Genomic DNA, 24,651 nt, shown 5'->3' on the forward strand with positions numbered 1-24,651 from the left:
AGTTGACATGGATGCTCAATGGGATCCATATTTTTTGCGTTGGAATTTTAGATGGCTGTAACCACAACGATTGACCTCATCCGCCACGGGGAACCAGTGGGGGGTAAAAAATATCGCGGACAAATCGATGATCCGCTGAGCGGCAAAGGCTGGAAACAAATGCGGGCGGCCGTGGGCGACGCTTGCCCCTGGAACAGAATCATTTCCTCAAGTCTTAGCCGCTGTGCCGATTTCGCCCAGGAATTAGCACAGCGCCATCAGTTGCCTCTGGAGCTGGATAGCCGCCTGACTGAAATTGGCTTTGGCGTTTGGGAAGGCAAAACGGCAGAAGAAATCATGGCCGAAGACCCACAAGCGCTGATCAATTTTTGGCAAGATCCTGCGGGATATCGTCCCGAAGGTGCGGAAGCGTTGCCGGATTTTGCCCAACGAGTCATCGCCGGATTTGATCAGGCCGTAGCGCAATACCCCGGGCAACATTTACTCATGGTTGGCCACGCTGGCATGATGCGCATGATATTGCGCCATGTTCTGGATATGCCATTAGAGGCTATGTTTAAAATTGAAGTACCCAATGCCGGCATCAGCCGGATCAAGATTGACCATCATGATCAAGGAACATTGATGCGCCTGTGCTTTCACGCGGGGAAGTTATGCTAAATCCACCGTTGGTTGCTTTTTTTATTGCCTTGCAGTTTTTGACGCGGATACCGTTACCGCCGATTCCCGGCAGTAGCGAAAGTCGCAATTTTGCGCGAGCCACCCTGGCGTTTCCGCTGATTGGATTGGTCATTGGCTTGATTCTGGTGTTGTCCCAGTGGGTATTCAACGGTTTTTCTGAAATGCTGCAAGCCGCCCTGGTTGTCACCGTGTGGGTATGGATTACCGGCAATCTGCACCTCGACGGCCTGGCCGACAGCGCCGATGCCTGGATAGGTGGGCAGGGCAGCAAGGAACGCACGCTGGAGATCATGAAAGACCCCACGTCCGGCCCTACGGCCATTTCGGCCGTTGTGTTGACCATCCTGTTGAAATTCACTGCGGTTTATGCGGTGCTGGAAATTAATCCCTGGCTGTTGATTCTGCCACCGATTATTGCGCGTACATTGTTGTTGCCGTGGTTCATGACTGCGCCATACGTACGGCACGATGGGTTGGCATCGGTATTTGTGCGTGATTTGAACTCGTCCCATGCCTGGCTGGCGGCCAGTTTGACGGCATTGGTTCTGATGTTGCTGTTTGGCGGCGATTTGATCTATGTGATTGCGGTAGCGGCAGGCGTGATGGCACTGTGGCGTTATCTGGGAATGCGCCGGATTGGTGGTTTTACCGGAGACACCTCCGGTGCCATGGTGGAGATGGTGGAAGTCGCGGTGTTAATTCTGGTGCTCTCCATGGGAATTGGTTAGACACTGCGAAATTTGATCGCGATAGGTTTTATAAAAATCGATCAACAGTGGCACAAAGTCGGGTTCGATCAGTCTAAGGTGATGCTCCACCAGGAATTTGGCGGTGTTGCCATTGAGCTGCATGGATGAATCGGATTTTTGTTGTGACTGATGCTTGCTCATGGCATACAACAGCGCAAAATCTTCGACATGCGCCAGAGGATGCGCACGCTGCGCCGCGAATTGATGCAGCAATTTTAATATTTGCCTATCGCTGATCGCCAGCCATTGTCCGGGAACAAATTCAGCCGCGGATAGCTGCTCCAATGCCTGTGCCAGAGGCGCGGAAAAAACCTGATAGTAGTCCCGATTGTAGTGGATGTGATTTAGCTGGCGCATCTCGTTGAAGACAAAATTTAAATCCAGTTGCACACCCGCCTGACGTGCTTGCTGGACAATTTTACTGGCCACGCCCAGGGCAGCCTCAGCATTGTGCAGATAGGCTTCGGGAAAATACCAAGGCTCCAGTTGCTGACTGATGTCGCCATGACGATTGATCAGTTCAAACAGCAAGGTGGCCTCGAAGCTAAAATGAATTTCAGCCGCCTGTCCGTCAATTGAAGAAGACTTGGCCGCGCCCGTGCGTTTGCTGACTCCGTTGCCGGGGGTTAGGTGACGTTGTCCGGTGGCTCGTACTTGCATGGTCAGATCCTGGTAAACAGTTGATCAATTTCGAAGCAGATTTTAGGCCATTTTTTAACCACCCATCAAACGTGGGGCAACAATGAAAATTTGGCCAGCACATGCACTAAAAATTGCCAACAGGGCAGAAGGAGTGGCCAGTTCATGCCAGATGAGGTGAACCCCTAGTGAACAATTTGCAGAGCATTCGTCTATCCATCGGCGGCATGAGTTGCGCTGGTTGCGTTTCTGCTGTGGAGCAGGCGCTGCACCAGGTTGCAGGCGTGGAAAAGGCCGAGGTCAACTTCGCCGATCATACTGCACTGGTACATGGAAATACCGACGCCAAAACGCTGATACAGGCGGTGATCGACGCGGGCTATGACGCCGCCGAACTGCGTGGCGAGCAGGACCTGGATGAAAAAGAAGCCGCGGAATTAGCGCACTACCGCAAACTCAAACGCCAGGCATTAGTATCGTTTGTGGTGGGCTTGCCGCTGATGGCGTTTGGCATGACTGGCATATTGCCCATGCTGGATGACAGCAGCCGTCCGCTGTGGGCGGTGATTGCGCTGTTATCGTTGGCAGTCATGCGGTATTCCGGCAAACATTTTTTCATTGGCGCCTACAAATCGTTTCGTGCCCACAACGCCAACATGGACACGCTGGTGGCGATGGGGACGGGCACGGCATGGTTGTATTCCAGCTTGCTGGTGGCGTTTCCTGCCATTGCCGGCGAACACGGCGGTCATGTTTATTTTGAAGCCGCGGTGGTCATCATCGCGTTTTTAAACCTTGGCTCTGCGCTTGAAATGCGGGCGAGGGGAAAGACCTCCCAAGCCATCAAACGCCTCATCGGCCTGCAACCCAAAACCGCTCGGGTGATTCGCGATGGTGTGGAGCGGGATGTCCCCCTCGCTGAGGTCGGCCTGAACGAAACCATCCGCGTCCGTCCCGGCGAAAAAATCCCAGTGGACGGCATCATCATTGACGGACATTCCAGCGTCGACGAATCCATGCTGACCGGCGAACCCATTCCGGTGGAAAAAAAACTCGGCGACTTCGTGACCGGCGGCTCGCTCAATGTCAGTGGCAGTTTCCTGTTTCAGGCCAAACGGATTGGGCAAGAGACCGTGCTGTCACAAATTATCGGCATGGTGAGACAGGCACAAAATTCCAAACCGTCCATTGGTCGACTCGCCGACAAAGTGTCCAGCGTGTTTGTGCCAGTGGTGCTCATCATCGCAGCCCTCACATTCCTGGTCTGGTTTAACTGGGGACCGGAACCGGTTGTCGATTACACGCTGCTGACCACCATGACCGTACTGATCATTGCTTGTCCTTGCGCGCTGGGGCTGGCTACGCCGATTTCCATCATGGTCGGTGTGGGCAAGGCAGCAGAATATGGCGTGCTGATTCGCAACGGCGAGGCTCTGCAGCGTTCCAGTCAAATTGAAGTGGTCGTGCTGGATAAGACCGGCACCATTACCGAGGGCAAGCCCAGGCTTATTGCCGTTCATGCGGCAACAGGGGCTGATGAATCGCAGGTTTTGCAGTTGGCGGCGTCACTGGAGTCTGGCTCGGAACATCCGCTGGCAGCGGCCGTGCTTGCCGGCGCCAGAGAACGTCAGCTGGATTTGTTCGCGGTGCAGGGATTTGTCGCCGTCAGTGGCCAGGGCGTTTCCGCGCAGATTAATCAGCAGCAAATTCTGCTGGGCAATCAGCGCCTGATGCAAGCCAACAATATTGATATTTCGCCATTGGCCTCGCTGGTGGAACAGTGTGCGGCAAAGGCCCAAACCCCGGTGATGCTGGCGGTGGACGGCCAGATTCGGGGCATACTTGCCATCGCTGACCCGGTCAAGGCTGATTCCAAGGCCGCCATCGCCCAATTGCAGCGGATGGGGAAAAAAGTCGTGATGCTGACAGGCGATCATCCGCGTACCGCCCAGGCCGTGGCCGCAGAAGTGGGGGTCGACGAAGTCATTGCCCAGGTTTTACCGCAGCACAAGGCAGAAAAAATTGCCGCACTGCAGCAAAACGGCACCATTGTCGCGATGGTTGGGGATGGCATCAATGACGCCCCCGCGTTGGCGCAGGCGGACGTGGGCTTTGCCATCGGCAGTGGCACCGATGTGGCGATGGAAAGTGCCGACGTGACCTTGATGGGAGGTTCGCTCAAGGGCGTGGCCAGCGCGATTGAGATTTCCTCAGCCACGGTGCGCAACATCAAACAAAACCTGTGGGGCGCCTTTGCCTACAACAGCATCGGCATACCGGTGGCAGCGGGGGTGTTGTTCCCGTTTAGCGGAATGCTGCTTGATCCAATGATTGCTGGAGCGGCGATGGCCATGTCATCGGTCACGGTGGTCACCAATGCTAACCGTCTGCGGCTGTTTACCCCCAAGGAGGCACAGGTATGACAACCATCATCGGCAATGGACTCGCGCTGCTGTTTATCGGTTTGGTGGTGTACTGGTTTTGGCTAAGCAAACCCAAGGGCCACAAAGCCCGCGCCAAGGAAGTGGTGGAGATAGAAATGGCCAACGGCGTGTTTAATCCCGCGCTGCTGGAAGTTGCCGTCAACACGCCAGTGGTGTTGCGGATCGTGCGCAAAGACCCGTCACCGTGTGCCGAACAGGTGATTTTTAAGGAGCTGGGCATCGCCAGACCCTTATCGCTACAACAAGCCGAACACATTGAGTTGGTGCTGCCCCAGCCGGGTGAATATCACTTCAACTGTCAGATGGGCATGTATCAAGGACGGATTATCGCCAGATAAGACGCCCACTTTCGAGTACAATATTCAGCCTCTAACGCACCGGATTCTCTGTATGCACAATATAGTCAAAACCGTCATTGCCAGTTTTTCTTTGTTTATCGCCAGTACGTCGCTGGCGTTCGGTGCAGACGCGCTGCAAAGTTTTTTTGCTGGACTGAAAAGTTACCAAGCTGACTTCATGCAAAAGGTTAGCAATTCACAGCTGGGATCGGTCAATCAGGCCAAAGGCAAACTGTTCATTCAGCGCCCCGGTAAATTCCGCTGGGATTATGTCCAACCGTATCAGCAGCAGATTGTCTCGGACGGCAAAAAGATCTGGATTTACGACCATGATCTGGAGCAAGTGACGGTCAAACGGGTAACCCGCTCGCTGAGTCAAACCCCTGCGATGCTACTCAGTGCCGATTACGACATTGATCAGAGCTTCGACGTCACCTCATTCATGGGTGATGACGATTTAAGCTGGTTTGAACTGATCCCCAAAGGTGGCGATACCAGTTTCACGTCGATTCGCATGGGGTTCAAATCAGACAAACTGGTGCGAATGACCCTGGAAGACAACCTTGGCCAAACCACCGAGCTGAGTTTCACCAATAGTTTGCGCAATTTGCCCTTGCCTAAAACGCTGTTTAATTTCACGCCACCCAAAGGGGTAGACGTGTTCGAGAGCGACGACTAAATGCGGCAAGACTCGCTGTTCCAGTCGGCAGAGCGCGCGTTTCGGCCGCTGGCTGACCGCATGCGGCCACATACACTGGAAGAGTTTTGTGGCCAGCAACACATTTTGTCTCCCGGAAAACCGTTGCGCCAGGCGCTGGAATCAGGTCATCTGCACTCGATGATTTTCTGGGGACCGCCGGGCACCGGCAAAACCACGCTGGCGCGAATGATCGCGAACAAAGTGGATGCTGAGTTCATCACTATTTCGGCGGTGCTGTCCGGCGTCAAAGAAATCCGGCAGGCTGTAGAGCAGGCCAAAACGCTACGCAATGAGCAAGGCCGCAACACGGTGCTGTTTGTGGACGAGGTACATCGTTTCAACAAATCACAGCAAGATGCTTTTTTGCCGTTCATCGAAGACGGGACGTTTGTTTTCATTGGTGCAACCACCGAGAATCCCTCGTTTGAATTGAACAACGCATTGCTGTCTCGCGCCCGAACCTATGTGCTCAAATCGCTGGCAGCGACCGACATCCGCGCGGTGATTGATCGCGCCATTTCTGACAGCGAAAAAGGCTTGGGGCAACTCGACTGGAATTTTCCTGCCGAGTTACGTGATCAGTTGGCCAATGCGATGGATGGTGATGCACGTCGCGCACTGAATTTTGTCGAGATTCTGGCTGATCTGGCTGAAGGCGGTGAAGTCAGCAGTGAACTGTTGACAGACGTATTGCGTGGTGGTGCGTTGCGGCGTTTCGACAAGGGTGGCGAGGCGTTTTACGATCAGATTTCTGCGCTGCACAAATCCGTGCGTGGCTCAGACCCGGATGCGTCGCTGTATTGGTATTGCCGCATGCTGGATGGCGGTTGCGATCCGCTGTACATTGCCCGTCGAGTGGTCCGCATGGCCAGCGAGGACATTGGCAATGCCGATCCTCGAGCTTTGCAACTGGCGCTGAACGCATGGGACGTGGTGGAGCGGTTGGGAAGTCCCGAGGGCGAATTGGCCATCGCGCAAGCCGTGCTGTATCTGGCCTCGGTTCCCAAAAGCAACGCTGTGTATATGGCTTACAAAGCCGCCATGAATGATGTCAAATCCAGCAGTTCGCTGGAAGTGCCGATCCATTTGCGCAACGCACCAACCAAATTAATGGCCGAGCTGGGCTATGGCAAACACTACCGATACGCACATGACGAGCCTCATGCGTATGCCGCCGGTGAGCATTATTTTCCGGAAAATCTGCCGCGTCGTCACTATTACGCGCCAACGGAGCGTGGTTTTGAGGGCAAAATCCGCGAGCGTCTGGCGCAACTGCGCCGCTGGGATGAGGAATCGCGTGGCTAGGGTATTTGCGAAACGGGGAGGCTGTCGCTATCATCCCCCCATTCCACGGCACCAACATGGGAATCTCTCATGGGACATCTGTTAGCCATTGCACTGGGCGGCGCGCTTGGGTCTGTTGCCCGCTATCTGGCATCGCAGGGCATTCACGCTTGGCTGGGCAAAGGCTTTCCGTATGGAACGCTGACCGTCAATGTTCTAGGATCATTCGTGTTTGGCGTGCTGTACGTGCTGTTACTGGAACGAATTAACGTTGCTGCCGAGTGGCGTGCATTTTTAATGATTGGTTTTCTGGGGGCGTTTACGACCTTTTCCACGTTTTCCATGGAAACCCTGAATTTATTACTCAACGGCGAATATTTTAAGGGCGTGAGTAATATTATCCTGAATGTTGTTTTGTGTGTGCTGGCTGCCTGGATAGGCGTTTGGTTGGCCAGACAATGGTCCTAATGCGAGTGAGATAAAATGCTGGATGTAAAAAAATTAAGAACCGACCTTGAAACGATTGCCAGCCAGTTGGCCGAGCGTGGTTTTGTACTGGATAGCGGAAAATTCCAGGCGCTGGAAAATGAACGCCGCACCTTGCAGCAATCCACCGAAGAACTGCAAGCCACACGTAATTCCAAGTCCAAACAAATTGGTCAGGCTAAAGCCAAGGGCGAGGATGTTCAATCGCTGATGGATGAAGTCGCCGGCTTGGGCGATAGAATGAAACAGCAGGAAACCCGTCTTGCTGATTTGCAAAATGAACTGAACGAATTGCTTTCCACCATTCCCAATGTGCCGCACGCGTCAGTGCCCAAAGGCAAATCGGAATCTGACAATGTCGAAGTTCGTCGCTGGGGTACACCACGGGCTTTTGATTTTACCGCCAAGGATCATGTCGACGTTGGTGAAGGACTCAAGCAACTGGATTTTGAAACTGCCGCAAAAATTACCGGTTCACGCTTTGCGGTGATGACTGGTGCGGTTGCACGTATGCACCGCGCGTTGATTCAGTTCATGCTGGACATGCACACCGGCGAGCACGGCTATACCGAAACCTACGTGCCTTATATCGTCAATGCCGACAGCCTGCGCGGTACGGGCCAGTTGCCAAAATTTGAAGCCGATTTGTTCAAGCTGTATCACGAGAATCAATATTATTTGATCCCCACGGCTGAAGTACCCGTCACTAATATTGTGCGCGACACCATCATGGACGATGACGTATTGCCACGCAAATTTGTGGCGCACACACCGTGTTTCCGCAGTGAAGCAGGTTCATACGGCCGCGATACGCGTGGCATGATTCGCCAGCATCAGTTTGAAAAAGTCGAGCTGGTGCAAATTGTTCGTCCGGAAGATTCCTATCGCGCGCTGGAAGAACTGACCGGTCATGCCGAGGCTGTACTCAAACGCTTGGATTTGCCGTTCCGTACTATTGCATTGTGTACTGGCGATATGGGTTTTTCTTCCGCCAAAACCTACGATCTGGAAGTGTGGCTGCCGGCGCAAAACACTTACCGCGAAATTTCGTCCTGCAGTAATTTTGAAGACTTTCAGGCACGTCGCATGATGGCGCGTTATCGTCCGCAAGGCGCGAAGAAACCAGAACTGGTGCACACCCTCAATGGTTCAGGTTTGGCGGTAGGGCGTACGTTGGTGGCGATTCTGGAAAATTACCAACAGGCCGATGGCAGCGTGGCTGTACCATCGGCGCTGCAGCCCTACATGGGCGGATTGGAAATCATCCGTCGCTAGATTAGAGATCGAAAATGACCACGGGGTAAAAACTCGTGGTCTGTGTTCCTCCCGAATCGGTAATACTGGCACTCATCGTGTAGGTAACGATGACTTTCTTCGCATTGGGATAGTCTTGCGTCAGGGTCAGCATCAAGCGTAACGTCTCGTTGCCTGCCAACACACCATCACTGAGTATTGCTGGATTACTCACGGCTTCGACAGTGTTTATCAGATTCCCACTGCCATCAAGAATTTCGATTTCGACGTTGAACAATCCATAATCACGTCCCGTACTATTGGCCGTGGTAATTACAAACTGGCTGCCACTCTTCAAGGTACTGCCGTCCCACAGCAGGCTCGATGATTTCTGAATTCCTAAAGATTGGTCCAGCGAACTGACAATGCGCGAATTTTGCCGAGTGATCAGGGTCGCATCCAGGCTGTTCAGTCTAACTTCGATGTCGAGCATGCCATTGCCATCGATATCAAGCGCGTCTAGCTTTATACCACTGAACTTAACCGTGCTGTTGGGCACACAGGCGCCCGTCAATGTTGCTGCCAATCCCGCCAAGTTGTTAATCAAAAATGGCTGATTGAGTAAGGCAACGCGATTTTTATTGATCGGCGCAACGCATAACGCGACTTGTTCATTCACCAGCACCGCATTGGGCACGGTCCACACCAACATTTCACTGGCTTTGGTGGCGTCATCCACAACGCTGAAATTCATCGTACCGGACACGCCACCAAACGTGGCAGTGATAGTGGCATTGCCCGCCGCCAAGGTACGAATCACACCTTCCTGACCGGGTAAATTACTGACACTTACCACTGTCGGAGCGCTGCTGCTCCAAACCACACCGCTGGTTAATGTCGCACTGGTAGATGGGAACTGCAACAACGCGGACAGTGGTAACTTCATGCCAGTGACCAGATTGGCAATATTACTGGCGCCACTGGTCGCCATGTTGATTTGGGCAGATTGCACGATGACAGTGCTGACCGTTTCATTGGCGACAGTCAGGGTGGTGCTGGCAGCTTTACTCGCCAGCGAGGCCGAAATCGTGACTGAAGTTGCCGTGTTGGTATTGCTGCGCGCCAAGCCACCACCCAGACCGCTGTTGATCGAAACTTCCTGGTTGGCCGAACTCGATTGCCACACAACTTGATCGGTCAGGCTGTAATTCTTACCGTCGGAAAACGCACCTGTCGCGGTAAATTGTTGCTGGGCAAGGGTGTTGATCGTACTGTTCAGCGGCGCAATGGTGATGCTGTTCAGGGTGGCGTTGATTACTGAAATCGTATCGTTTGCGTGGAACGTTTGCAGTTGCGCGCTGATCGCGACATCACCCGCTGCACGTGTGACAAATTCACCCGGCACGCCGGTAGGGGCAGCGATTTGATTGTCCGCGCTACTCCAGATGACTTGGTTAGTCACAGTCCGATAACTGCTGTCGGTGTAATAAGCCGTCGCGGTAAAGCGCGATTTCAAGCCGATAGGCAAGCTGGGATTGAGCGCAAAAATTTCCAGACGCTGCAATGCCGCGTCGCTGACAGTGATGGTGGCGCTAACCGTTTGTCCATCGACTTGAGCACTGATAGTGGTGCTGCCCAAAGCCATGGCCGATAACAAACCTTTGCTGCCAGCGAGATTGCTCACACTCAACACGCTGCTGTCCAAACTGCTCCAAGTCGCCTTGGCCGTCAGATCACGACGCACGCCATCCGTATAGGAACCGAACAAACCGAGCTGATGTTCAACACCTTTGGCCAGCGTGGTGGGAATCACATCCAGTTCCAGACCACTGGCATTCAAGGTTGCTGAGGATACGGTGATTGCCGCGTCATCAAACAATCCTCCCAGGGATGCACGAACGCTGGTAGAGCCCACGCTCTGGGTTTTGACCAGACCGGGTATTTGGTTGGAGACGGTCGCGATGCTGGCATTGCTCACAGACCAGGCAATTTGCGCACTGATGTCACGCTCAGAACCATCACTGTACAAGCCCGTCGCGGACAACGTTTGCTCCAGCCCCAAAGGAAGTGTGACGACCTTGGGTTGAACGCGAATACTCTGCAGTACAGCGGCGCTGGTTTCCACGTCGATCTGCGTTGTCATCCCGGCAAAACTGGCAACCACTTGAGTCGCCCCCAAACCTGTCGCCGTCACTCGTGCCTGCGCCTGACCCGCGCTGACGCTGGCCACGGATTGATTCAGCGTTTTCCATTGCGCGGATGAAGTCACGTCCTTGCCGGAACCGTCACTGAAGCGTGCCTGGAGCTGTACGGCTTGCCCCAAGCCCAGTGACAACTTTATTTGCGCCGGGATGATGCTGAGTTCAGACAATGTTGCAGCGCCGACGCTAACAGTTTGGTTCGCTGTTACGCTCGCCAGGCTGGCAGAAAGCTGAGTTTCACCGATTTGCAAACCGCGTAAGCGGGGTTGCAGCGAAGCATCGTAGCTGACAGTAGCAATTTGGTTGTTGCCAACGGTCAATGTCACTCGATCGGAAACATCAATCTGTGCGCCGTTGTTATATTGGCCAACGACGCTGACGGCGGCTTCAAATCCCGCCGGTTGAGTAAACGGCGTGCTGGTGAAATGCAATGACTGCAGTGTCGGCGTGTTAATTTGCAGTGTCAGACTGCCCGAAATAGCTCCCGGCATTTTGGCGCTGACGACCACAGTCCCTGCGGCAATCGCATTAAGGCGCAGGTTTTGATTTTGTCGGGCAATGTCTGCCACGTTAGGCGCATCAACACTCCAGCTGAGTTCATGAGTGATATCTCGTTTGCTGTCATCGCTGTATATACCCAGCGCATGCAGAGCCGTCGTGGTTCCGACAGGCAACGAGGTTTGATCAGCGAACAATTCAATGCTGGTCAAGCCCGCCGCTGCGGCGGCCACCGGCCGAAATGCCAACTGACTGGTGATACCCAAATAATTGGCGCTGACCTGACTAGCATTGGCGCTCACGGTCAACGCAGACAAACGACCTGAACTTGTCGCGTCGTTGGTGATTGTCGCCAGCGCACTGTCAGCAACTTGCCAAATAACCTGCTCAGTCAAGTCCCATTGCTGCCCATTGGCGTACTGGGCCAGAGCAGCCAACTGAGTTTTTGTGCCCTCGGGCAGATAGTAATCGGCACTGGACAACGAAATTTGCGACAGCGCCGCATCGTGCGCAACAAGATCGTACTGCGCCGACTGATTCGCGAGTTGAGCACGGATGACTGCCGTACCTGCTTTATGGGCAAACAACTGGCCACGCTGCCCTTGTACATTTGAAACACTGATGATGTCGGGCGCGAGACTTTGCCAGACAACGTCGGCAGTCACGTCCTGCAACAAGCCATTGGCAAAACTCGCAGTGGCACGCATGCCAGACTTTTCACCCACCGGCATAGCAACCTTCGCCGCATAATCCAACTGCAACTCGGTAATATCGCTTGCCACCAGCGTCAAATCACGGCTGACCGTGAGAGTTTGGTAGGTGCCGGTAATCGTCAAATTTCCGGTTTTTTGCGCGATCAAACGAACTTCAGATCCAACCTGAACAATCGCGGCAAGATTACTGTTGAGCGTCCAGTTAACATGCGGGGAAACATCGAACTCACTGCCATCCTCATGTTGTCCCATCACCAACAGTCGAGTGCTGGTGGCCAACGGAAGTTGCTGCTTATCGATATGCAATGACAGGGAGGTAATAGCCGCACCGTCCAAAACGATATCTTTGCTGGCCGAAATGCTGGCCAGTTGCGCCTGCAAGCTGATGGTTGATCCCGCCGTTGCGCTGGGCGCGAGCAGTATGCCGTTTTGCAGCGTCACGCCGTTGGGTAATTGCCAATCAATCTGGTTGGTCAAATCCTGCTTGTGGTGATTACCAAAAACACCGGTTGCCATGATGCGCGCTTCAGCAGATTTGGTTTGCGTGCGCGGATCTTGTGAAATCTCAATATGGCTCAACGCATTGGCAACTGCTTGCAGCGATAGGCTGGCTTGCACATCGTCGAATTTGGCCTGAATAGTTGTCGTGCCAGCAGCCTTGGCTTGTGCGCAGACAGCACCGATTTTATCCGTGGACAGAGCCAAAATGCTCGTGTTCAGACTTTGCCACTGCGCCAGGGAAGTAACATCTCGTACAGTTTGATCTTGATCAATGGCTGTAGCGTACAGCCGCGTACAGGTACCCACTGCAAGCCGCATATCGGCAGCCTGAATTTGTAATTGGGGGAGTGGATTGTCGCTATTGTTGGACTTGGAGCAGCTGGAAACAGAAAGTGAAATGAGTGGTAACAGAGCGATTAGGCTCAACAACCTGAAAGGATACGTCATGAAATCCTCTTCGTTTCGTACTGATCCATTGTATTGATATCAAGCTCTTGGAGCACTGGCCTGAGCCGGTGGAGCCGTCACAGCGGGTTCGACATTATCATGGTAACTGTTCACAAGTAAAACGCCGAACAAGAGAATGATGCCTACCAGAATCCAACTGAGGCCTTCGGCACCGCTGGATTGCACGGGTGTGGGATCATTTTTCATCGGGTTGCCTCCCTGACAACGCAAAAGGTTCAGGGAGATGTATCGTGACTATATCCGGTAAGCTTTATATCCATAAGCCGACTTTTGTCACAAACGGCAAGAATTTATGGGAATAACTAACCGTCCACAGGTTCCAGGGTAAGAAAGGACGATGAAAACTCTTTCTTGTCAGGATTATAGATATGGACCGTATAGGTTTTAGGAACCTTGCGATGGGCTTCGCCGTGCTGATCTGCCTGAATCCCCAGGTGACTCTCAAGATCGGCCAGGACGAGTGAAAAATCTTCCTCGATCACTTCCACAATCTGGCAACAGACACCACGGTAACGAACCTGCATGCCGATCATGTCACGCAAATTGTCAAATGAAACATCCAGTTGCGGCGTCACTTCAGTTCCATAGGTATCAATCGCCATCTCGGTCCCATCCACAGACAAACATTTTGGACTTACAGGTTGCAAGTTTAGGCTTTTTTCTTACCTCAATCAACGTAAATAAGTACATGAAAGCGCAAACATTTTAGATATTTTCTTATCTTGTCAGCAGCTTAGGGTTGACTGGATTTGCCCAACATTTTCTTTATAAAGCGGTCGGCGGCTAACAGCGCTTTTTTCAAATCCACAATCCGCTGAATCACTGAGCTTGGGGTAGGGGGAGTAGCGCTACTGCTGGCCAATCCCAGCAATTGATGAATTTCGTGCAGGTGCGCACGTAGTTCGCGGGCCTCCAAAGCATGTATCCGAGCCTCTTGCTGCATATGGCGCAAATTGCCGCTTTCGACACTGCCCAAGGGGGAGTAGTGCACGATGGTACCGCCTTCAATGCCGGCCAGCACCAGTTTGTAGGGGATCAAGGCCTGACGTGCAGACATCACCCGGGTGTCCATCAGTTGCGAAAGAGGGATCACCTCTACCAGGGCTTCCTGGTTGGCAGCCTCGGCGTGAATCACCTGGATTTGCCAAAACAGCTGTTGACCGGAATTGAGTTTTACTTTGAGTAGGTCGTTGGGCGCCATCGATTATCCAAGTCGGATGTTGGGTGGCCCTCCGTGACCGCCTGCTGTTTTGTATCGCAATTATATCCTTGCAGAATCCATCGGTTAAAGCAGTTTTTGTGGTTATTTCCCAACACATCACGCTCATCGAAAAAACCAGGGCCTTTTGTGCATGTACAAATTGTCGAAATGCGGCTCTCGCAACTAGACTACTGTCATAGCGTCAGAACACACGCCCGAATCAGCAGTGCATACTCAACATTTGCTACAATGCGGGCATTTTACGCTCGCCAAACTTCACAAACAACTTCAACAATGGAGTCATAACACCTTGAGCACAGATGAAAGAGTATCGGTTTTATTCGTTTGTTTGGGCAACATTTGTCGTTCGCCGACAGCTCAGGGCGTCTTTGAGCATCTTGTGAGCACCGAAGGGCTGACCCAGCGAATCTCGGCGGATTCGGCCGGCACTCACGCCTACCACGTGGGAGAACAGCCGGATCGCCGTTCCCAACAGGCGGCGCTGCGTCGCGGAATTGATTTAAGCAGCCAGCGAGCGCGTCGTGTGGCCAGTGAAGATTTTGAGCAATACCACTATATTTTGGCCATGGACAAGGAAAACTATCGCAACCTGATGGCGGTATGTCCGCCACAACATCATGCCAAAGTGCGAATGTTCCTCTCGTTTGCCGACGTCCAGAGCGTACAGGAAGTCCCCGATCCCTATTACGGCGGCGACAATGGTTTTGAGCAAGTGCTGGATCTGGTGGAGGCCGCGTCGCGGGGATTACTGGCACATTTGCGCCAACACCACCTCTGAGCGGCTTAGAGGTTTCCCCCTCAGCCCAGGATTGTTGTATCATTTGCCACTTTTCGCAGAATTCGAAGCCAATATGCTGGAACTCAACCCGTTATTTAACCAAATCAAAGACCTTAACGAGCGTTCTGATGCGCTAAGGGGGTATCTTTGACTACGATGCCAAAACCGAACAACTAGAAGAAATTGTCCGCGAACTGGAACTGCCTAGCGTCTGGGACAACCCCGAGCGTGCCCAAAACCTTGGTCGCGAGCGTGCTGCACTGGAAACCGTCGTAAATACACTAAAAAGTGTCGGTTCGCGTCTGAACGAAGCCAGCGAATTGCTGGACATGGCCCAGGAAGAAAATGACGAAGCCACCATGGAAGGCGTTCGTGCCGACCTGGACAGCCTGGAATCTGAAATCGCCAATTTAGAATTCCGCCGTATGTTTTCCGGAAAAATGGACGCGAATAGCGCCTTTTTGGACATACAGTCCGGCTCGGGTGGTACCGAAGCCCAGGATTGGGCAGACATTCTGCTGCGCATGTACCTGCGCTGGGGTGAGCGTCGCGGCTTTAAAACCGAACTGATCGAGTGCTCGGGCGGCGATGTCGCGGGCATCAAGAGCGCCACCATCCATTTCGTTGGTGAATATGCCTATGGTTGGTTGCGCACGGAAACCGGCGTACATCGCTTGGTACGCAAGTCACCGTTTGACTCGGGCAATCGTCGTCACACCTCGTTTGCCTCAGTGTTTGTGTCACCGGAAATTGATGAAGACATTGACATCGAAATCAATCCCGCAGACCTGCGCATTGATACCTACCGTGCATCGGGTGCAGGTGGTCAGCACGTAAACCGTACCGATTCTGCGGTGCGTATTACCCACGTGCCAACCAACACCGTCGTACAGTGTCAGAGCGATCGCTCGCAGCATAAAAACAAGGCTCAGGCGATGAAGCAGCTGGCTGCCAAGTTGTATGAACTGGAAGTACAGAAGCGCAATGTCGAGAAACAGGCGCTGGAAGACAGCAAATCCGACATCGGCTGGGGCAGTCAGATTCGTTCCTACGTGTTAGATTCGTCACGCATTAAAGATCTGCGCACCGGACATGAAACCGGAAACACCCAAGCCGTCCTTGATGGTGATCTGGATCCATTTATTGAAGCAAGTTTAAAAAGTGGTTTGTAAACATGAGCGATAAGCAAACAGAAGAACTCCAACTCGATGAAAATACCATCATTGCTCAGCGCAGGGAAAAACTTGCTCAGGTGCGTAACGAAGGTATTGCCTTTCCCAATGATTTTCGCCGCAATGTCACCGCCGGTGAGTTGTTGGTCGAATATCAAAACCACACCAAAGAACAATTGGAAACCACCCCTGTTCGGGTAACTATCGCCGGCCGCATGATGACGCGTCGCGTAATGGGCAAGGCGGCATTCTGCCACTTGCAAGACATGTCCGGACAAATGCAGGTGTACGTTGCTCGCGACATGATTGGCGAGAGCGTGTACAACGATCAATTCAAAAAATGGGATATCGGCGATATCGTGGGCGCCGACGGTGTGCTGTTCCGCACCAATACCGGCGATCTGTCGGTTAAAACGGACAGCATTCGTTTGCTGACCAAATCCGTACGACCATTGCCGGAAAAATTCCACGGTCTCTCAGATCAGGAAACCAAGTACCGTCAGCGATATCTGGATCTGATCATGAACCAGCAGGCGCGGGAAACCTTCCGCCGCCGCTCGCAAATTGTCGCCTATATTCGCCAATTCCTGATTGAAAAGGGTTTCCTGGAAGTGGAAACGCCGATGATGCAGGCCATCCCCGGCGGTGCAACTGCACGTCCGTTTACAACATTCCACAATGCGCTGGAAATGGATTTGTTTTTGCGTATCGCCCCGGAGCTCTACCTGAAAAGGTTGGTGGTGGGTGGTTTTGAAAAAGTGTTCGAGATCAACCGCAACTTCCGCAATGAAGGTTTATCGACGCGTCACAATCCAGAATTCACCATGCTGGAGTTTTACGAAGCGTATGCCAATTATCATGACCTGATGGATATTACCGAGGAAATGCTGCGCGGTCTGGCGCAAAAAGTTCTGGGTACAACCACGGTCAAATACCAAGGCGACGAATACGATTTCGGCAGCCCGTTTGCGCGCATGACTGTGAAGGAATCCATTCTCCATTTCAATCCAGAAATTCAGGCTTCGCAGCTGGAAAGCTTGGCCAATGCCCGTGCGCTCGCAGAAAAACTAGGCATTCCGCTCAAATCCAGCTATGGCCTAGGAAAAGTGCAAATCGAGATTTTCGAAAAAACGGTTGAGCACCGGTTAATGAATCCAACATTCATCACCGCATACCCGACCGAAGTCTCACCACTTGCTCGTCGTAATGATCAAGATCCCTTCGTCACCGATCGTTTCGAGTTTTTTGTTGGTGGCCGCGAAATTGCCAATGGCTTCTCGGAGTTGAACGACTACGAAGACCAGGCGGAGCGCTTCCGTGCCCAGGTCGCGGAGAAGGATGCAGGCGACGATGAGGCCATGCACTTTGACGAGGACTACATCACTGCGCTGGAACACGGCATGCCGCCGACCGCAGGCGAGGGCATCGGCATTGACCGACTGGTGATGTTGTTTACCGATTCGCCTTCCATTCGCGATGTGCTGCTGTTCCCGCACATGCGCCCAAAAGCTCCCGGCGCCTAATTCGGCGGCGGGGTTTTAGAGCCTGAGGGGAAAAACACCAGCTCATGGATGAGCTGCTGTGATGCCTTGTCTTTTTTGATAATGTCGGCGACGGTGAACTGGTCCAACACGGCCAGGAATTGCTGATTTGCCTGCTCCAAGACCATTTTGAGTGCACAAGCAACCTCAACAATGCAGCTGCCGTTGTTGTCGTCCATACATTCAACAATGTGAAAGTTGGGTTCCGTGACCCGCACAACGTCACCAATGCCAATTTGCCCCATAGGTCGAGCTAGGCGCATGCCACCATTTTTACCGCGCACAGTCTCGATAAAGCCTCGGCTGGACAAGTTATGCACCACTTTTACCAAGTGATTTCTGGAGATACCGTAAAAGTCAGCAATTTCGCTGATGGTTATAAGTTCGCCATGCTTGACCGCCAAATAGGCGAGCACACGCAACGAATAGTCAGTGTAGAGCGTTAATTGCATTCAAAAAGCTCCTCTACCCACCTTCATGAGCCACAAAGACCATCCCAGCTGCAATGGTAATAGAAAACATCATAATTCCCAAATATTCGGCCAAAGAAATTCTCAGCCTAGACCGACAAACTTAACTCGTTATGACCATAAGGCCGTGGCGAGAAGTTATAAGTATTGTTTATTAGACATAATCTGTCATAATCGCTAAAAATGTACTTCGAATACATCTTTACCCTTTGGCAGTCAATCTCATACTTTAAGAGGCGATGAATTATATGGGAAAATCACTTTACGAAAAAATTGGTGGTGACGCAGCTGTAAATGCAGCAGTCGATTTGTTCTACCGCAAAGTCATGGCCGACAAGCGCATCAATAAGTTTTTCGATGGCGTTGACATGGGCAAACAGCACGCTAAACAAAAAGCATTTCTTACCATGGCGCTGGGCGGCCCCCACAACTACACCGGTAAAGACATGCGCGCAGGTCATGCCCATCTGGTTGCCAAAGGCCTGAATGATAGCCATTTTGATGCAGTTATGGAAAATTTAGGCGCAACCCTGACCGAACTGGGCGTGCCAGGTAACCTGATTGCGGAAGCGGCCGCCATTGCGGAAAGCACCAGAAAAGATGTTTTGGGTAAGTAAACATAAGTAACGGCATTAAAGTAGGAGCGGGAATCTTGGTAGTTAAAATCAATTTTGAAGGAACAGCTTATCTTTCCGATGATGATACGGTGCTAGATACACTGTTGAATAACAAGGTTTCCGTTCCTTACTCCTGCAAATCGGGCGTTTGCCACTGCTGCATGATGAAACTGGTCAAAGGTGAGGTAAGTGGCGATGGCCATAAGGGGCTGACTGAAGCCCAAATCAACGCCGGTTTTTTTCTGCCGTGTTCCTGCGTTGCCTCCTCCGATTTGGTAATTACCCGCGCTGATGACTACAGCATGGATCAGCAAATCAAAGCCGAAGTTATCGACAAGGCCGAGCTTAGCGACGAAATAATGCGTATCCGGCTCAAACCGCAGGGCAGTTATAACTACAAGCCAGGACAGTTCCTCAACTTGTTCAAGGACCAGAATACCGTTCGCAGCTACTCATTGGCCAGCACGCCACAGCTGCCGTATCTGGAATTACACGTTCAACGACTACCCAATGGGGTAGTGAGTCGCTGGTTGCACGATGATGTTGCGATAGGCGATCTTGTCCACATCAGCCAACCCCAAGGCGAATGTTATTACCGCCCAGGGCATGAGCAAAAACCTATCTTGCTGGTCGCTACCGGGTCAGGTTTGGCACCACTGTATGCGGTCTTGCACCAGGCTTTGGCATCAGGTCATCAAGGTCCTATTCATCTGTACCACGGCAGCAGCCGCCAGAGCGGTGTGTATTTACGCGACGAACTGAAGCAGTTGGCGTCAAAAACACTCAACTTTAGCTATACCCCTTGCCTGTCACGAGATGCCGTTTCGGGTTTCACCAGCGGTCGGGCCAATGAAATTGCGCTGGAAAAGCACCCCAACCTTAAGGGCTGGCTGGTCTTTGTTTGCGGTCACCCGGACATGGTTAATGACACCCGAAAACACGCGTTTTTGGCCGGCGCCTCCTTCAGTGAAATTTTCGCCGAAGCCTTCAAACATCCCTAATTAATCGGGGGTGGGAATATTCCCAATATTTCCACCTCCGTCACTCTTTCAGCATTCATTTTCTGCCGTTTTGTCCGCTACTCAAGGTGAGCTCCAAACCTAAGGTTCGGCATGTCTGTCATGTACCAAAAATCTATTTTTACCTTACTGCTATGGGGTATGGTCACGACCAGTCCGGTCGCGTACAGCAACATCGTTGAGAATCGCGATCCACCTAACGACCTTCAGCCACGTACGGCGGAGACGTCAATTGAACCTGCGGCGGCCAAGCAACTGCAGCAGCTACAGTTAGAGTTGCTAAAAAATAAGCAGTTGGAGCTGGAGTTGCTGCAACAAAATCAAATGCTCAAGGCCGACATTCAGGCGATGGAAAAAATGAGCAGCGATATTGCACAACAGTTAGGTTTACTGGCAAACATTCGACAACAGCAAACCGATGGCCGGACAGCACAAGCAGAATTTATTGATCAAACACTGGATAATCCTGAGTTGAATAAAACGGTAGGCGGAATATCCATGGTTGTTTTATTAATAGCCGGAATGGCGTTTCGTCACCGGCTTGGATACAGCAGGTTAGTCTCGTATCTGAAGAACATCCGCCGTTCGCCAGACAAAACGCCACGCTGAATTGTTATTGAACTATTGCGAAACAAGGAATGAACAAATGCATTACCGTCCACTGATCATTGCGCTGATTAGTACAGGTCTGTTGGCTGGCATGGCGTACGCGGCAGATTCTCCTCCGATTGCCGTCGATAAAAATGCCACTTCCACCGATGCTGATGCGAGCAAGGCAACGCAATCCCCCACCTACGAAGGTTGGTTGGCTGCGTTAAAGAAAGAAGCTCTGCAGAAAAAGATTTCGGAAGCCACGCTAACCGCCGCACTGGATTCGGCGGTACTCATTCCGCGAGTCATTGAACTGGATCGCAACCAGCCCGAATTCAAACTGACCTTCCAGGAATACTATGCGCGGGTTGCCAGCACCGACCGGGTCAATAAAGCTCGCGAATTAATGGTTGAACATCGCCAGTTACTGGCAGACATTGAGAAGAAATACGGCGTTCAACCTCAATACATTGTCGCCTTGTGGGGAATGGAAACAGATTTTGGTCGACTCAAGGGAAATTTCAAAGTCATCGATGCGCTGGTAACCCTGGCCTACGATGGCCGGCGAAGCAGTTTTTTCCGCCGCGAATTAATTGAGGCATTGCGCATCATTGACGCAGGCCACATCGACGCTGCCAACATGATAGGTTCATGGGCCGGAGCCATGGGTCAAACCCAGTTCATGCCATCGACGTTTACCGGCCATGCGGTCGATTTTGATGGCAATGGCAAAATCAATGTTTGGGATTCCACGGCTGATGCCTTAGCCTCGGGTGCACATTACCTGTCCGATTCAGGCTGGAGTCATGACGAACCCTGGGGCAGGGAAGTGCGCTTACCGGAAAAGTTTGACCCTATCCAATTGGGATTTGGCGTCAAGAAAACCACCGATGAATGGATCGAACTCGGTGTTACTCGCTTGAATGGAAATGCACTGGATAAGAATGCTCTGCGCGGTTCACTGGTTGAAATCGATGGCGACAACAAACGCTATTTCCTGGTCTACGATAATTATCGTGCCGTCATGAAATGGAATCGCTCAGTCCTCTTTGCTACCACCGCTGGATTGCTTGGCGATGCTATCGCCGGTAAAACGGAAGACTAGGGTGCTTGGCTGATGGGGATCAAGGTGATCCCCAGTGGGCCACGAGGCAGATATACATCCATCATCTCGTCATCTCGTTGCAGTTCGACACGCACCTGCTCGCCCAGTTTTCCCTCCGTGGTCGCATGACTGAGCTCATTCCAATCAAAAATCCGCTTCTCCGCATAGGAAACAATAACATCCCCCTCTAGCAGGCCATGCTGTGCGGCGGTAGACCCGGCCATGATCGAACGCACGCCAACGCGATTGGGATGATCACTTAAAAACAGGAAACGATCGAACTTGTCGTCTCCCAGCAAGGAACGGTAAATCGAATATTCGCTGGGCAATTGCCGCATCGCGTTGTAAAACCGCTCTGTGCCATACCATTTCTCACGCATGGCCTGGTTGCGCAAATTCAAATGCGCCAGTTGCGATGCGTCGATTTGATTCTTGATCGACTGACGCTCGGTGGACGACAATCCCAACTGTTTGAGTACTTCGCGAGCGTCATCGTTTGCCGAAGTTAGCTGGGCAACATTTCCTGAGGAGGTATCAGCAGTGGCTGTGGGTTGCTGACGATCTTGTTGCAACTGCGCCAACTGAGATCGCAGCCGATCTGCCTCGGCTTTCTGTTCCTGTAATTGCTGTTGCAAAGCCGCAATTTCAGGGGACAATACCGCGTCCTTAGTAAGGTTTTTAACCGATGCTTCGCCCTCGCCAAGTTGGCCAATAAACCAACCTGTCCCTAGAAAAACGAGCGAAAGCAGCAAATTTTTCATATCTGTCTGTTATAGTGCCGGTCTCAGGTTGAAACAAAAGGTATGCCCATATGAAGTCATATTCTACATTTTCATACGCTACTGTACTGCTCATGGTACTCCTAACATTGCTGGGATGCAGCAAGGGTGATGCCCCCCGACCTGATGATGTAGCCGCGGTCCGTCAAGTAATGGAGCTACGCGCCCAGGCGATGGCCAGCAAAGACATAGCTGCCTTTGAGCAATTGCTACATGAAGAATACAACGACGGCCCCAATACCAAAGCCGACATTCTGGAGTATATGAGGGAAGTTTTTGCCAGGTACGACCAGATAGCCATGAAGTACCAAAAAGCACCCGTGGAATTAAAAATGAACACGGCGAGGGTAGTGCAGCGACTGGAGTTCAAAGTCAATCAGGAAACTCAAATCATCCATGACCACGAACTGCTTATGCTGAGAAAGAGCAACGGCGTTTGGCAAATTTCCGGTGGCATCAAGCTTGGCGTACTTTAACGTGCGCCAAACACCACAATCGTTTTGCCCTTGGCTTCGATCAGACCTTGTTCTTCCATATTTTTGAGAACACGTCCCACCATCTCCCGGCTACAGCCCACCAACTTGCCTAGTTCCGTCCGGCTGATTTTGATCTGCATCCCGTCAGGATGGGTCAGGGCATCGGGTTGCTTGCACAGATCCAGCAATGAGTTGGCGATGCGACCCGCCGCATCCATAAAGGCCAGGTGGCCCACCTTACGCGTTGCCTGCATCAGTCGCTTGGCGATATGTGTACCTACAATGTGCAAAATTTCGGCGTAGTAGGGCTTCAAATCGGTTTTGGCCAAGCGCTGTAGATCCGTATAGCTAATTCCGGCAATGGTCGACGCCATTTTGGTTCTGACCGTCGATTGGCGTTTGGCTTGTTCCACGAACAAACCTGTCTCACCGATAAAATCCCCAGTATTGAGGTAGCCCAAGATAATATCGTTACCTTCGGTATCGGTCATCGAGACCGTGGCCGAGCCTTCGATCAGATAATACAGCTTGTCCGCCTCATCACCGGGGCGAATGATCAGCTGTTTGCTGGGCAATTCACGCACTTCACAGTATTCGAGCAACTTTTGTAGTGCATCATTCGATGTGTCTGGCAGTTGTTCTGGTAAACTCACGGCGCGATCACTCATTTGTAAGGATTCTCAGGTGTTATCTTCGACAGGTTTTGTAAAAACTTGAATTCCTGGCTATGAAACCTTTTCAGTCTTCCCTATAACCTATTGTTTTAATAAAATTTTATGGCCGATAACAACTACCTGTTCAATGAATCCGATTTATCCTACGCTTGGGGCGGTCCTGCTGGCACCGCTGAACTCAAGTCTGATGCGGCCGACTTCCGCGTCACCGAATTACTGGATTTCACCCCCACAGAGAGCGGCGAGCATCTCTGGCTGTGGATCGAAAAGCGCGGCCTCAACACCCAGTGGCTGGCGGGACAGATTGCCCGCTGGGCCGGCGTGCGTCCCATGGACGTGGGCTATGCCGGCCTCAAAGACCGTCACGGCATCACCCAGCAATGGTTCAGTATCTACCTGCCGCAAAAACCCTCACTAAGCAGTGTAGAACTGGAAAGCATCCCGCTCAATGCGGGCGAGTCATTTAGCGTGCTTCGCCAGCATTGGCACAGTCAAAAACTTCGTCGCGGCAACAATCGCGGCAACCGCTTTGAAATCACCTTGCGCGATGTCGTTGCTGATCGGGAGAATCTGGAACGGATCATCGCTGATGTCGTCGCCAACGGTGTCCCCAACTATTTCGGCGCACAACGCTTTGGCAAATTTGGCGACAACGTAGCCCAGTTTCTGGCCAAAGGGGCAAAACCACAACGTCACCGGGGCAAAGGTAAGCCTCCACAGGAAGATATTTTGCTTTCTGCGGGTCGCTCGTGGTTGTTCAACCATGTGTTGAGCCAGCGCGTCGGTAGCAGTAGCTGGATTGTGCCGCAACACGGCGATGTCATGATGCTAAACGGTACGCAAAGTATTTTTTTGGCAGAACAAGCCGACGAGGTCATTCGCGAGCGCCATCAACAACATGATATCCACATCACGGGCCCGATGTGGGGTACGGGTGAGCTGCGCTGTCAGGGGCTGACGCAACAACTGGAAAGCAGCACGGCCAGCAGCATGCAACCACTGACCGATTTACTCTGTAAAGCAGGGCTCAAACAGGAACGGAGGAGCTTGCGATTGCTTGTTGACTCGCTGGAATATCACTGGGAAAACGATCACCTCTGTCTGATTTTTGATCTGCCGTCGGGCGCGTATGCCACCACTGTTTTGCGGGAAATGCTGCGCTGCCAGCTGCCGGCTTGACAGACTTTTGGCATCTGCCATACAGTGAGGCCCATGCTGTATGGATTTCCAGCGTAACAGCCACATCGCCAACTGGCCGGTATATTCGGTCTT

At 52.2% G+C, this 24,651-nt stretch carries 24 protein-coding genes; 17 read left to right on the plus strand and 7 right to left on the minus strand.

The annotated features are described in order from the left end of the window. Positions 1–51: 51 nt before the first annotated feature. Together OEW58_01310 and OEW58_01315 are read left to right on the plus strand one after the other, a co-directional pair. Positions 52–660, plus strand: coding sequence for an alpha-ribazole phosphatase family protein (locus OEW58_01310; GenBank protein MDH5299983.1), 609 nt, complete (start codon positions 52–54; stop codon positions 658–660). Next, the gene (locus OEW58_01315; GenBank protein ID MDH5299984.1) at positions 654–1,409 is read left to right on the plus strand and encodes an adenosylcobinamide-GDP ribazoletransferase; all 756 of its coding nucleotides are present in this window, start codon (positions 654–656) and stop codon (positions 1,407–1,409) included. Before OEW58_01310 ends, OEW58_01315 begins: the two co-directional genes overlap by 7 nt. Here OEW58_01315 and OEW58_01320 read toward each other — a convergent pair. Continuing rightward, the gene (locus tag OEW58_01320) at positions 1,377–2,090 is read right to left on the minus strand and encodes a hypothetical protein (protein ID MDH5299985.1); all 714 of its coding nucleotides are present in this window, start codon (positions 2,088–2,090) and stop codon (positions 1,377–1,379) included. The two genes, OEW58_01315 and OEW58_01320, sit on opposite strands and share 33 nt — an antisense overlap. Positions 2,091–2,257: 167 nt before the next feature. Here OEW58_01320 and OEW58_01325 point away from each other — a divergent pair, with 167 nt between their 5' ends. The 6 genes from OEW58_01325 (at position 2,258) to serS (ending at position 8,596) form a co-directional block, all read left to right on the plus strand. Further along, positions 2,258–4,492, plus strand: coding sequence for a heavy metal translocating P-type ATPase (locus tag OEW58_01325; protein ID MDH5299986.1), 2,235 nt, complete (start codon positions 2,258–2,260; stop codon positions 4,490–4,492). After that, a complete protein-coding gene (locus OEW58_01330; GenBank protein MDH5299987.1) occupies positions 4,489–4,851 on the plus strand; it encodes a cupredoxin domain-containing protein in 363 nt (120 codons plus the stop codon). The genes OEW58_01325 and OEW58_01330 overlap by 4 nt, the downstream gene beginning before the upstream one ends. A gap of 52 nt (positions 4,852–4,903) precedes the next feature. Next, complete coding sequence (gene lolA / locus OEW58_01335; protein ID MDH5299988.1) at positions 4,904–5,530, plus strand: outer membrane lipoprotein chaperone LolA; 627 nt, start codon at positions 4,904–4,906, stop codon at positions 5,528–5,530. Then, positions 5,531–6,856: a replication-associated recombination protein A gene (locus OEW58_01340; protein MDH5299989.1), complete on the plus strand. Its 1,326-nt coding sequence runs from the start codon at positions 5,531–5,533 to the stop codon at positions 6,854–6,856. It abuts the gene before it with no gap. Between the two features lie 69 nt (positions 6,857–6,925). Next, on the plus strand, positions 6,926–7,303 hold the full coding sequence (gene crcB / locus OEW58_01345; GenBank protein MDH5299990.1) for a fluoride efflux transporter CrcB: 378 nt from the start codon (positions 6,926–6,928) through the stop codon (positions 7,301–7,303). 15 nt (positions 7,304–7,318) lie between these two features. After that, positions 7,319–8,596 (plus strand): serine--tRNA ligase, encoded by a 1,278-nt coding sequence (serS, locus tag OEW58_01350; protein MDH5299991.1) that lies wholly within the window; start codon positions 7,319–7,321, stop codon positions 8,594–8,596. Position 8,597: 1 nt separating this feature from the next. On the opposite strand, the gene OEW58_01355 is transcribed toward serS, so the two are convergent. The 3 genes from OEW58_01355 to OEW58_01365 form a co-directional block, all read right to left on the minus strand. Beyond that, a complete protein-coding gene (locus OEW58_01355; protein MDH5299992.1) occupies positions 8,598–12,785 on the minus strand; it encodes an Ig-like domain-containing protein in 4,188 nt (1,395 codons plus the stop codon). 452 nt (positions 12,786–13,237) lie between these two features. Further along, positions 13,238–13,537 carry a hypothetical protein gene (locus tag OEW58_01360; protein ID MDH5299993.1) on the minus strand — a complete coding sequence of 100 codons (300 nt, stop codon included), beginning with the start codon at positions 13,535–13,537 and terminating at the stop codon, positions 13,238–13,240. Positions 13,538–13,668: 131 nt separating this feature from the next. Then, positions 13,669–14,136, minus strand: coding sequence for a hypothetical protein (locus OEW58_01365; protein MDH5299994.1), 468 nt, complete (start codon positions 14,134–14,136; stop codon positions 13,669–13,671). 310 nt (positions 14,137–14,446) lie between these two features. Here OEW58_01365 and OEW58_01370 point away from each other — a divergent pair, with 310 nt between their 5' ends. From OEW58_01370 to lysS, 3 genes are all read left to right on the plus strand, one after another. Then, positions 14,447–14,935 (plus strand): low molecular weight phosphotyrosine protein phosphatase, encoded by a 489-nt coding sequence (locus tag OEW58_01370; GenBank protein MDH5299995.1) that lies wholly within the window; start codon positions 14,447–14,449, stop codon positions 14,933–14,935. A 73-nt stretch (positions 14,936–15,008) separates the two neighbouring features. Beyond that, positions 15,009–16,107 (plus strand): peptide chain release factor 2 gene (gene prfB / locus OEW58_01375; GenBank protein ID MDH5299996.1). Its coding sequence is split into 2 segments (ribosomal slippage): positions 15,009–15,083 and positions 15,085–16,107, totalling 1,098 coding nucleotides; the frame shifts between segments, so codons are not numbered across the junction. Positions 16,108–16,109: 2 nt separating this feature from the next. After that, on the plus strand, positions 16,110–17,630 hold the full coding sequence (lysS, locus tag OEW58_01380) for a lysine--tRNA ligase (GenBank protein MDH5299997.1): 1,521 nt from the start codon (positions 16,110–16,112) through the stop codon (positions 17,628–17,630). Here the strand turns inward: lysS and OEW58_01385 are convergent. Further along, positions 17,627–18,100: an Rrf2 family transcriptional regulator gene (locus OEW58_01385; GenBank protein MDH5299998.1), complete on the minus strand. Its 474-nt coding sequence runs from the start codon at positions 18,098–18,100 to the stop codon at positions 17,627–17,629. The genes lysS and OEW58_01385 overlap by 4 nt on opposite strands. Before the next feature lie 266 nt (positions 18,101–18,366). Between OEW58_01385 and OEW58_01390 the strand changes: the two genes are divergently transcribed. From OEW58_01390 to OEW58_01405, 4 genes are all read left to right on the plus strand, one after another. Next, positions 18,367–18,735 (plus strand): group 1 truncated hemoglobin, encoded by a 369-nt coding sequence (locus OEW58_01390; GenBank protein ID MDH5299999.1) that lies wholly within the window; start codon positions 18,367–18,369, stop codon positions 18,733–18,735. 35 nt (positions 18,736–18,770) lie between these two features. Beyond that, positions 18,771–19,736, plus strand: coding sequence for an FAD-binding oxidoreductase (locus tag OEW58_01395; protein MDH5300000.1), 966 nt, complete (start codon positions 18,771–18,773; stop codon positions 19,734–19,736). 120 nt (positions 19,737–19,856) lie between these two features. Continuing rightward, complete coding sequence (locus tag OEW58_01400) at positions 19,857–20,363, plus strand: hypothetical protein (GenBank protein ID MDH5300001.1); 507 nt, start codon at positions 19,857–19,859, stop codon at positions 20,361–20,363. Between the two features lie 37 nt (positions 20,364–20,400). Beyond that, a complete protein-coding gene (locus OEW58_01405; protein ID MDH5300002.1) occupies positions 20,401–21,450 on the plus strand; it encodes a lytic murein transglycosylase in 1,050 nt (349 codons plus the stop codon). Here OEW58_01405 and OEW58_01410 read toward each other — a convergent pair. Next, the gene (locus tag OEW58_01410; GenBank protein ID MDH5300003.1) at positions 21,447–22,106 is read right to left on the minus strand and encodes a PDZ domain-containing protein; all 660 of its coding nucleotides are present in this window, start codon (positions 22,104–22,106) and stop codon (positions 21,447–21,449) included. The genes OEW58_01405 and OEW58_01410 overlap by 4 nt on opposite strands. 275 nt (positions 22,107–22,381) lie before the next feature. On the opposite strand from OEW58_01410, the gene OEW58_01415 reads away from it, so the two are divergent. After that, a complete protein-coding gene (locus tag OEW58_01415; protein MDH5300004.1) occupies positions 22,382–22,705 on the plus strand; it encodes a nuclear transport factor 2 family protein in 324 nt (107 codons plus the stop codon). Here OEW58_01415 and crp read toward each other — a convergent pair. Continuing rightward, positions 22,702–23,373 (minus strand): cAMP-activated global transcriptional regulator CRP, encoded by a 672-nt coding sequence (gene crp / locus OEW58_01420; GenBank protein MDH5300005.1) that lies wholly within the window; start codon positions 23,371–23,373, stop codon positions 22,702–22,704. The two genes, OEW58_01415 and crp, sit on opposite strands and share 4 nt — an antisense overlap. Positions 23,374–23,481: 108 nt before the next feature. Here crp and OEW58_01425 point away from each other — a divergent pair, with 108 nt between their 5' ends. Beyond that, positions 23,482–24,558 carry a tRNA pseudouridine(13) synthase TruD gene (locus OEW58_01425; GenBank protein MDH5300006.1) on the plus strand — a complete coding sequence of 359 codons (1,077 nt, stop codon included), beginning with the start codon at positions 23,482–23,484 and terminating at the stop codon, positions 24,556–24,558. Positions 24,559–24,651: the final 93 nt, after the last annotated feature.

It is taken from the genome of Gammaproteobacteria bacterium, assembly GCA_029884425.1.
Taxonomy (GTDB): Bacteria; Pseudomonadota; Gammaproteobacteria; order S012-40; family S012-40; genus JAOUHV01.

Excerpts from the sequence above, each read along its gene's own strand:
- crp (MDH5300005.1), bottom strand. The coding sequence starts at position 23,373 with ATGAGTGATCGCGCCGTGAGTTTACCAGAACAACTGCCAGACACATCG.
- OEW58_01390 (MDH5299999.1), top strand. The coding sequence starts at position 18,367 with ATGGGAAAATCACTTTACGAAAAAATTGGTGGTGACGCAGCTGTAAAT.
- serS (MDH5299991.1), top strand. The coding sequence starts at position 7,319 with ATGCTGGATGTAAAAAAATTAAGAACCGACCTTGAAACGATTGCCAGC.
- OEW58_01425 (MDH5300006.1), top strand. The coding sequence starts at position 23,482 with ATGGCCGATAACAACTACCTGTTCAATGAATCCGATTTATCCTACGCT.
- OEW58_01315 (MDH5299984.1), top strand. The coding sequence starts at position 654 with ATGCTAAATCCACCGTTGGTTGCTTTTTTTATTGCCTTGCAGTTTTTG.
- OEW58_01405 (MDH5300002.1), top strand. The coding sequence starts at position 20,401 with ATGCATTACCGTCCACTGATCATTGCGCTGATTAGTACAGGTCTGTTG.
- lolA (MDH5299988.1), top strand. The coding sequence starts at position 4,904 with ATGCACAATATAGTCAAAACCGTCATTGCCAGTTTTTCTTTGTTTATC.
- crcB (MDH5299990.1), top strand. The coding sequence starts at position 6,926 with ATGGGACATCTGTTAGCCATTGCACTGGGCGGCGCGCTTGGGTCTGTT.
- OEW58_01355 (MDH5299992.1), bottom strand. The coding sequence starts at position 12,785 with ATGCGGCTTGCAGTGGGTACCTGTACGCGGCTGTACGCTACAGCCATT.
- OEW58_01360 (MDH5299993.1), bottom strand. The coding sequence starts at position 13,537 with ATGGCGATTGATACCTATGGAACTGAAGTGACGCCGCAACTGGATGTT.
- OEW58_01320 (MDH5299985.1), bottom strand. The coding sequence starts at position 2,090 with ATGCAAGTACGAGCCACCGGACAACGTCACCTAACCCCCGGCAACGGA.
- lysS (MDH5299997.1), top strand. The coding sequence starts at position 16,110 with ATGAGCGATAAGCAAACAGAAGAACTCCAACTCGATGAAAATACCATC.
- OEW58_01330 (MDH5299987.1), top strand. The coding sequence starts at position 4,489 with ATGACAACCATCATCGGCAATGGACTCGCGCTGCTGTTTATCGGTTTG.
- OEW58_01340 (MDH5299989.1), top strand. The coding sequence starts at position 5,531 with ATGCGGCAAGACTCGCTGTTCCAGTCGGCAGAGCGCGCGTTTCGGCCG.
- OEW58_01400 (MDH5300001.1), top strand. The coding sequence starts at position 19,857 with ATGTACCAAAAATCTATTTTTACCTTACTGCTATGGGGTATGGTCACG.
- OEW58_01415 (MDH5300004.1), top strand. The coding sequence starts at position 22,382 with ATGGAGCTACGCGCCCAGGCGATGGCCAGCAAAGACATAGCTGCCTTT.
- OEW58_01310 (MDH5299983.1), top strand. The coding sequence starts at position 52 with ATGGCTGTAACCACAACGATTGACCTCATCCGCCACGGGGAACCAGTG.
- OEW58_01385 (MDH5299998.1), bottom strand. The coding sequence starts at position 18,100 with ATGCAATTAACGCTCTACACTGACTATTCGTTGCGTGTGCTCGCCTAT.
- OEW58_01365 (MDH5299994.1), bottom strand. The coding sequence starts at position 14,136 with ATGGCGCCCAACGACCTACTCAAAGTAAAACTCAATTCCGGTCAACAG.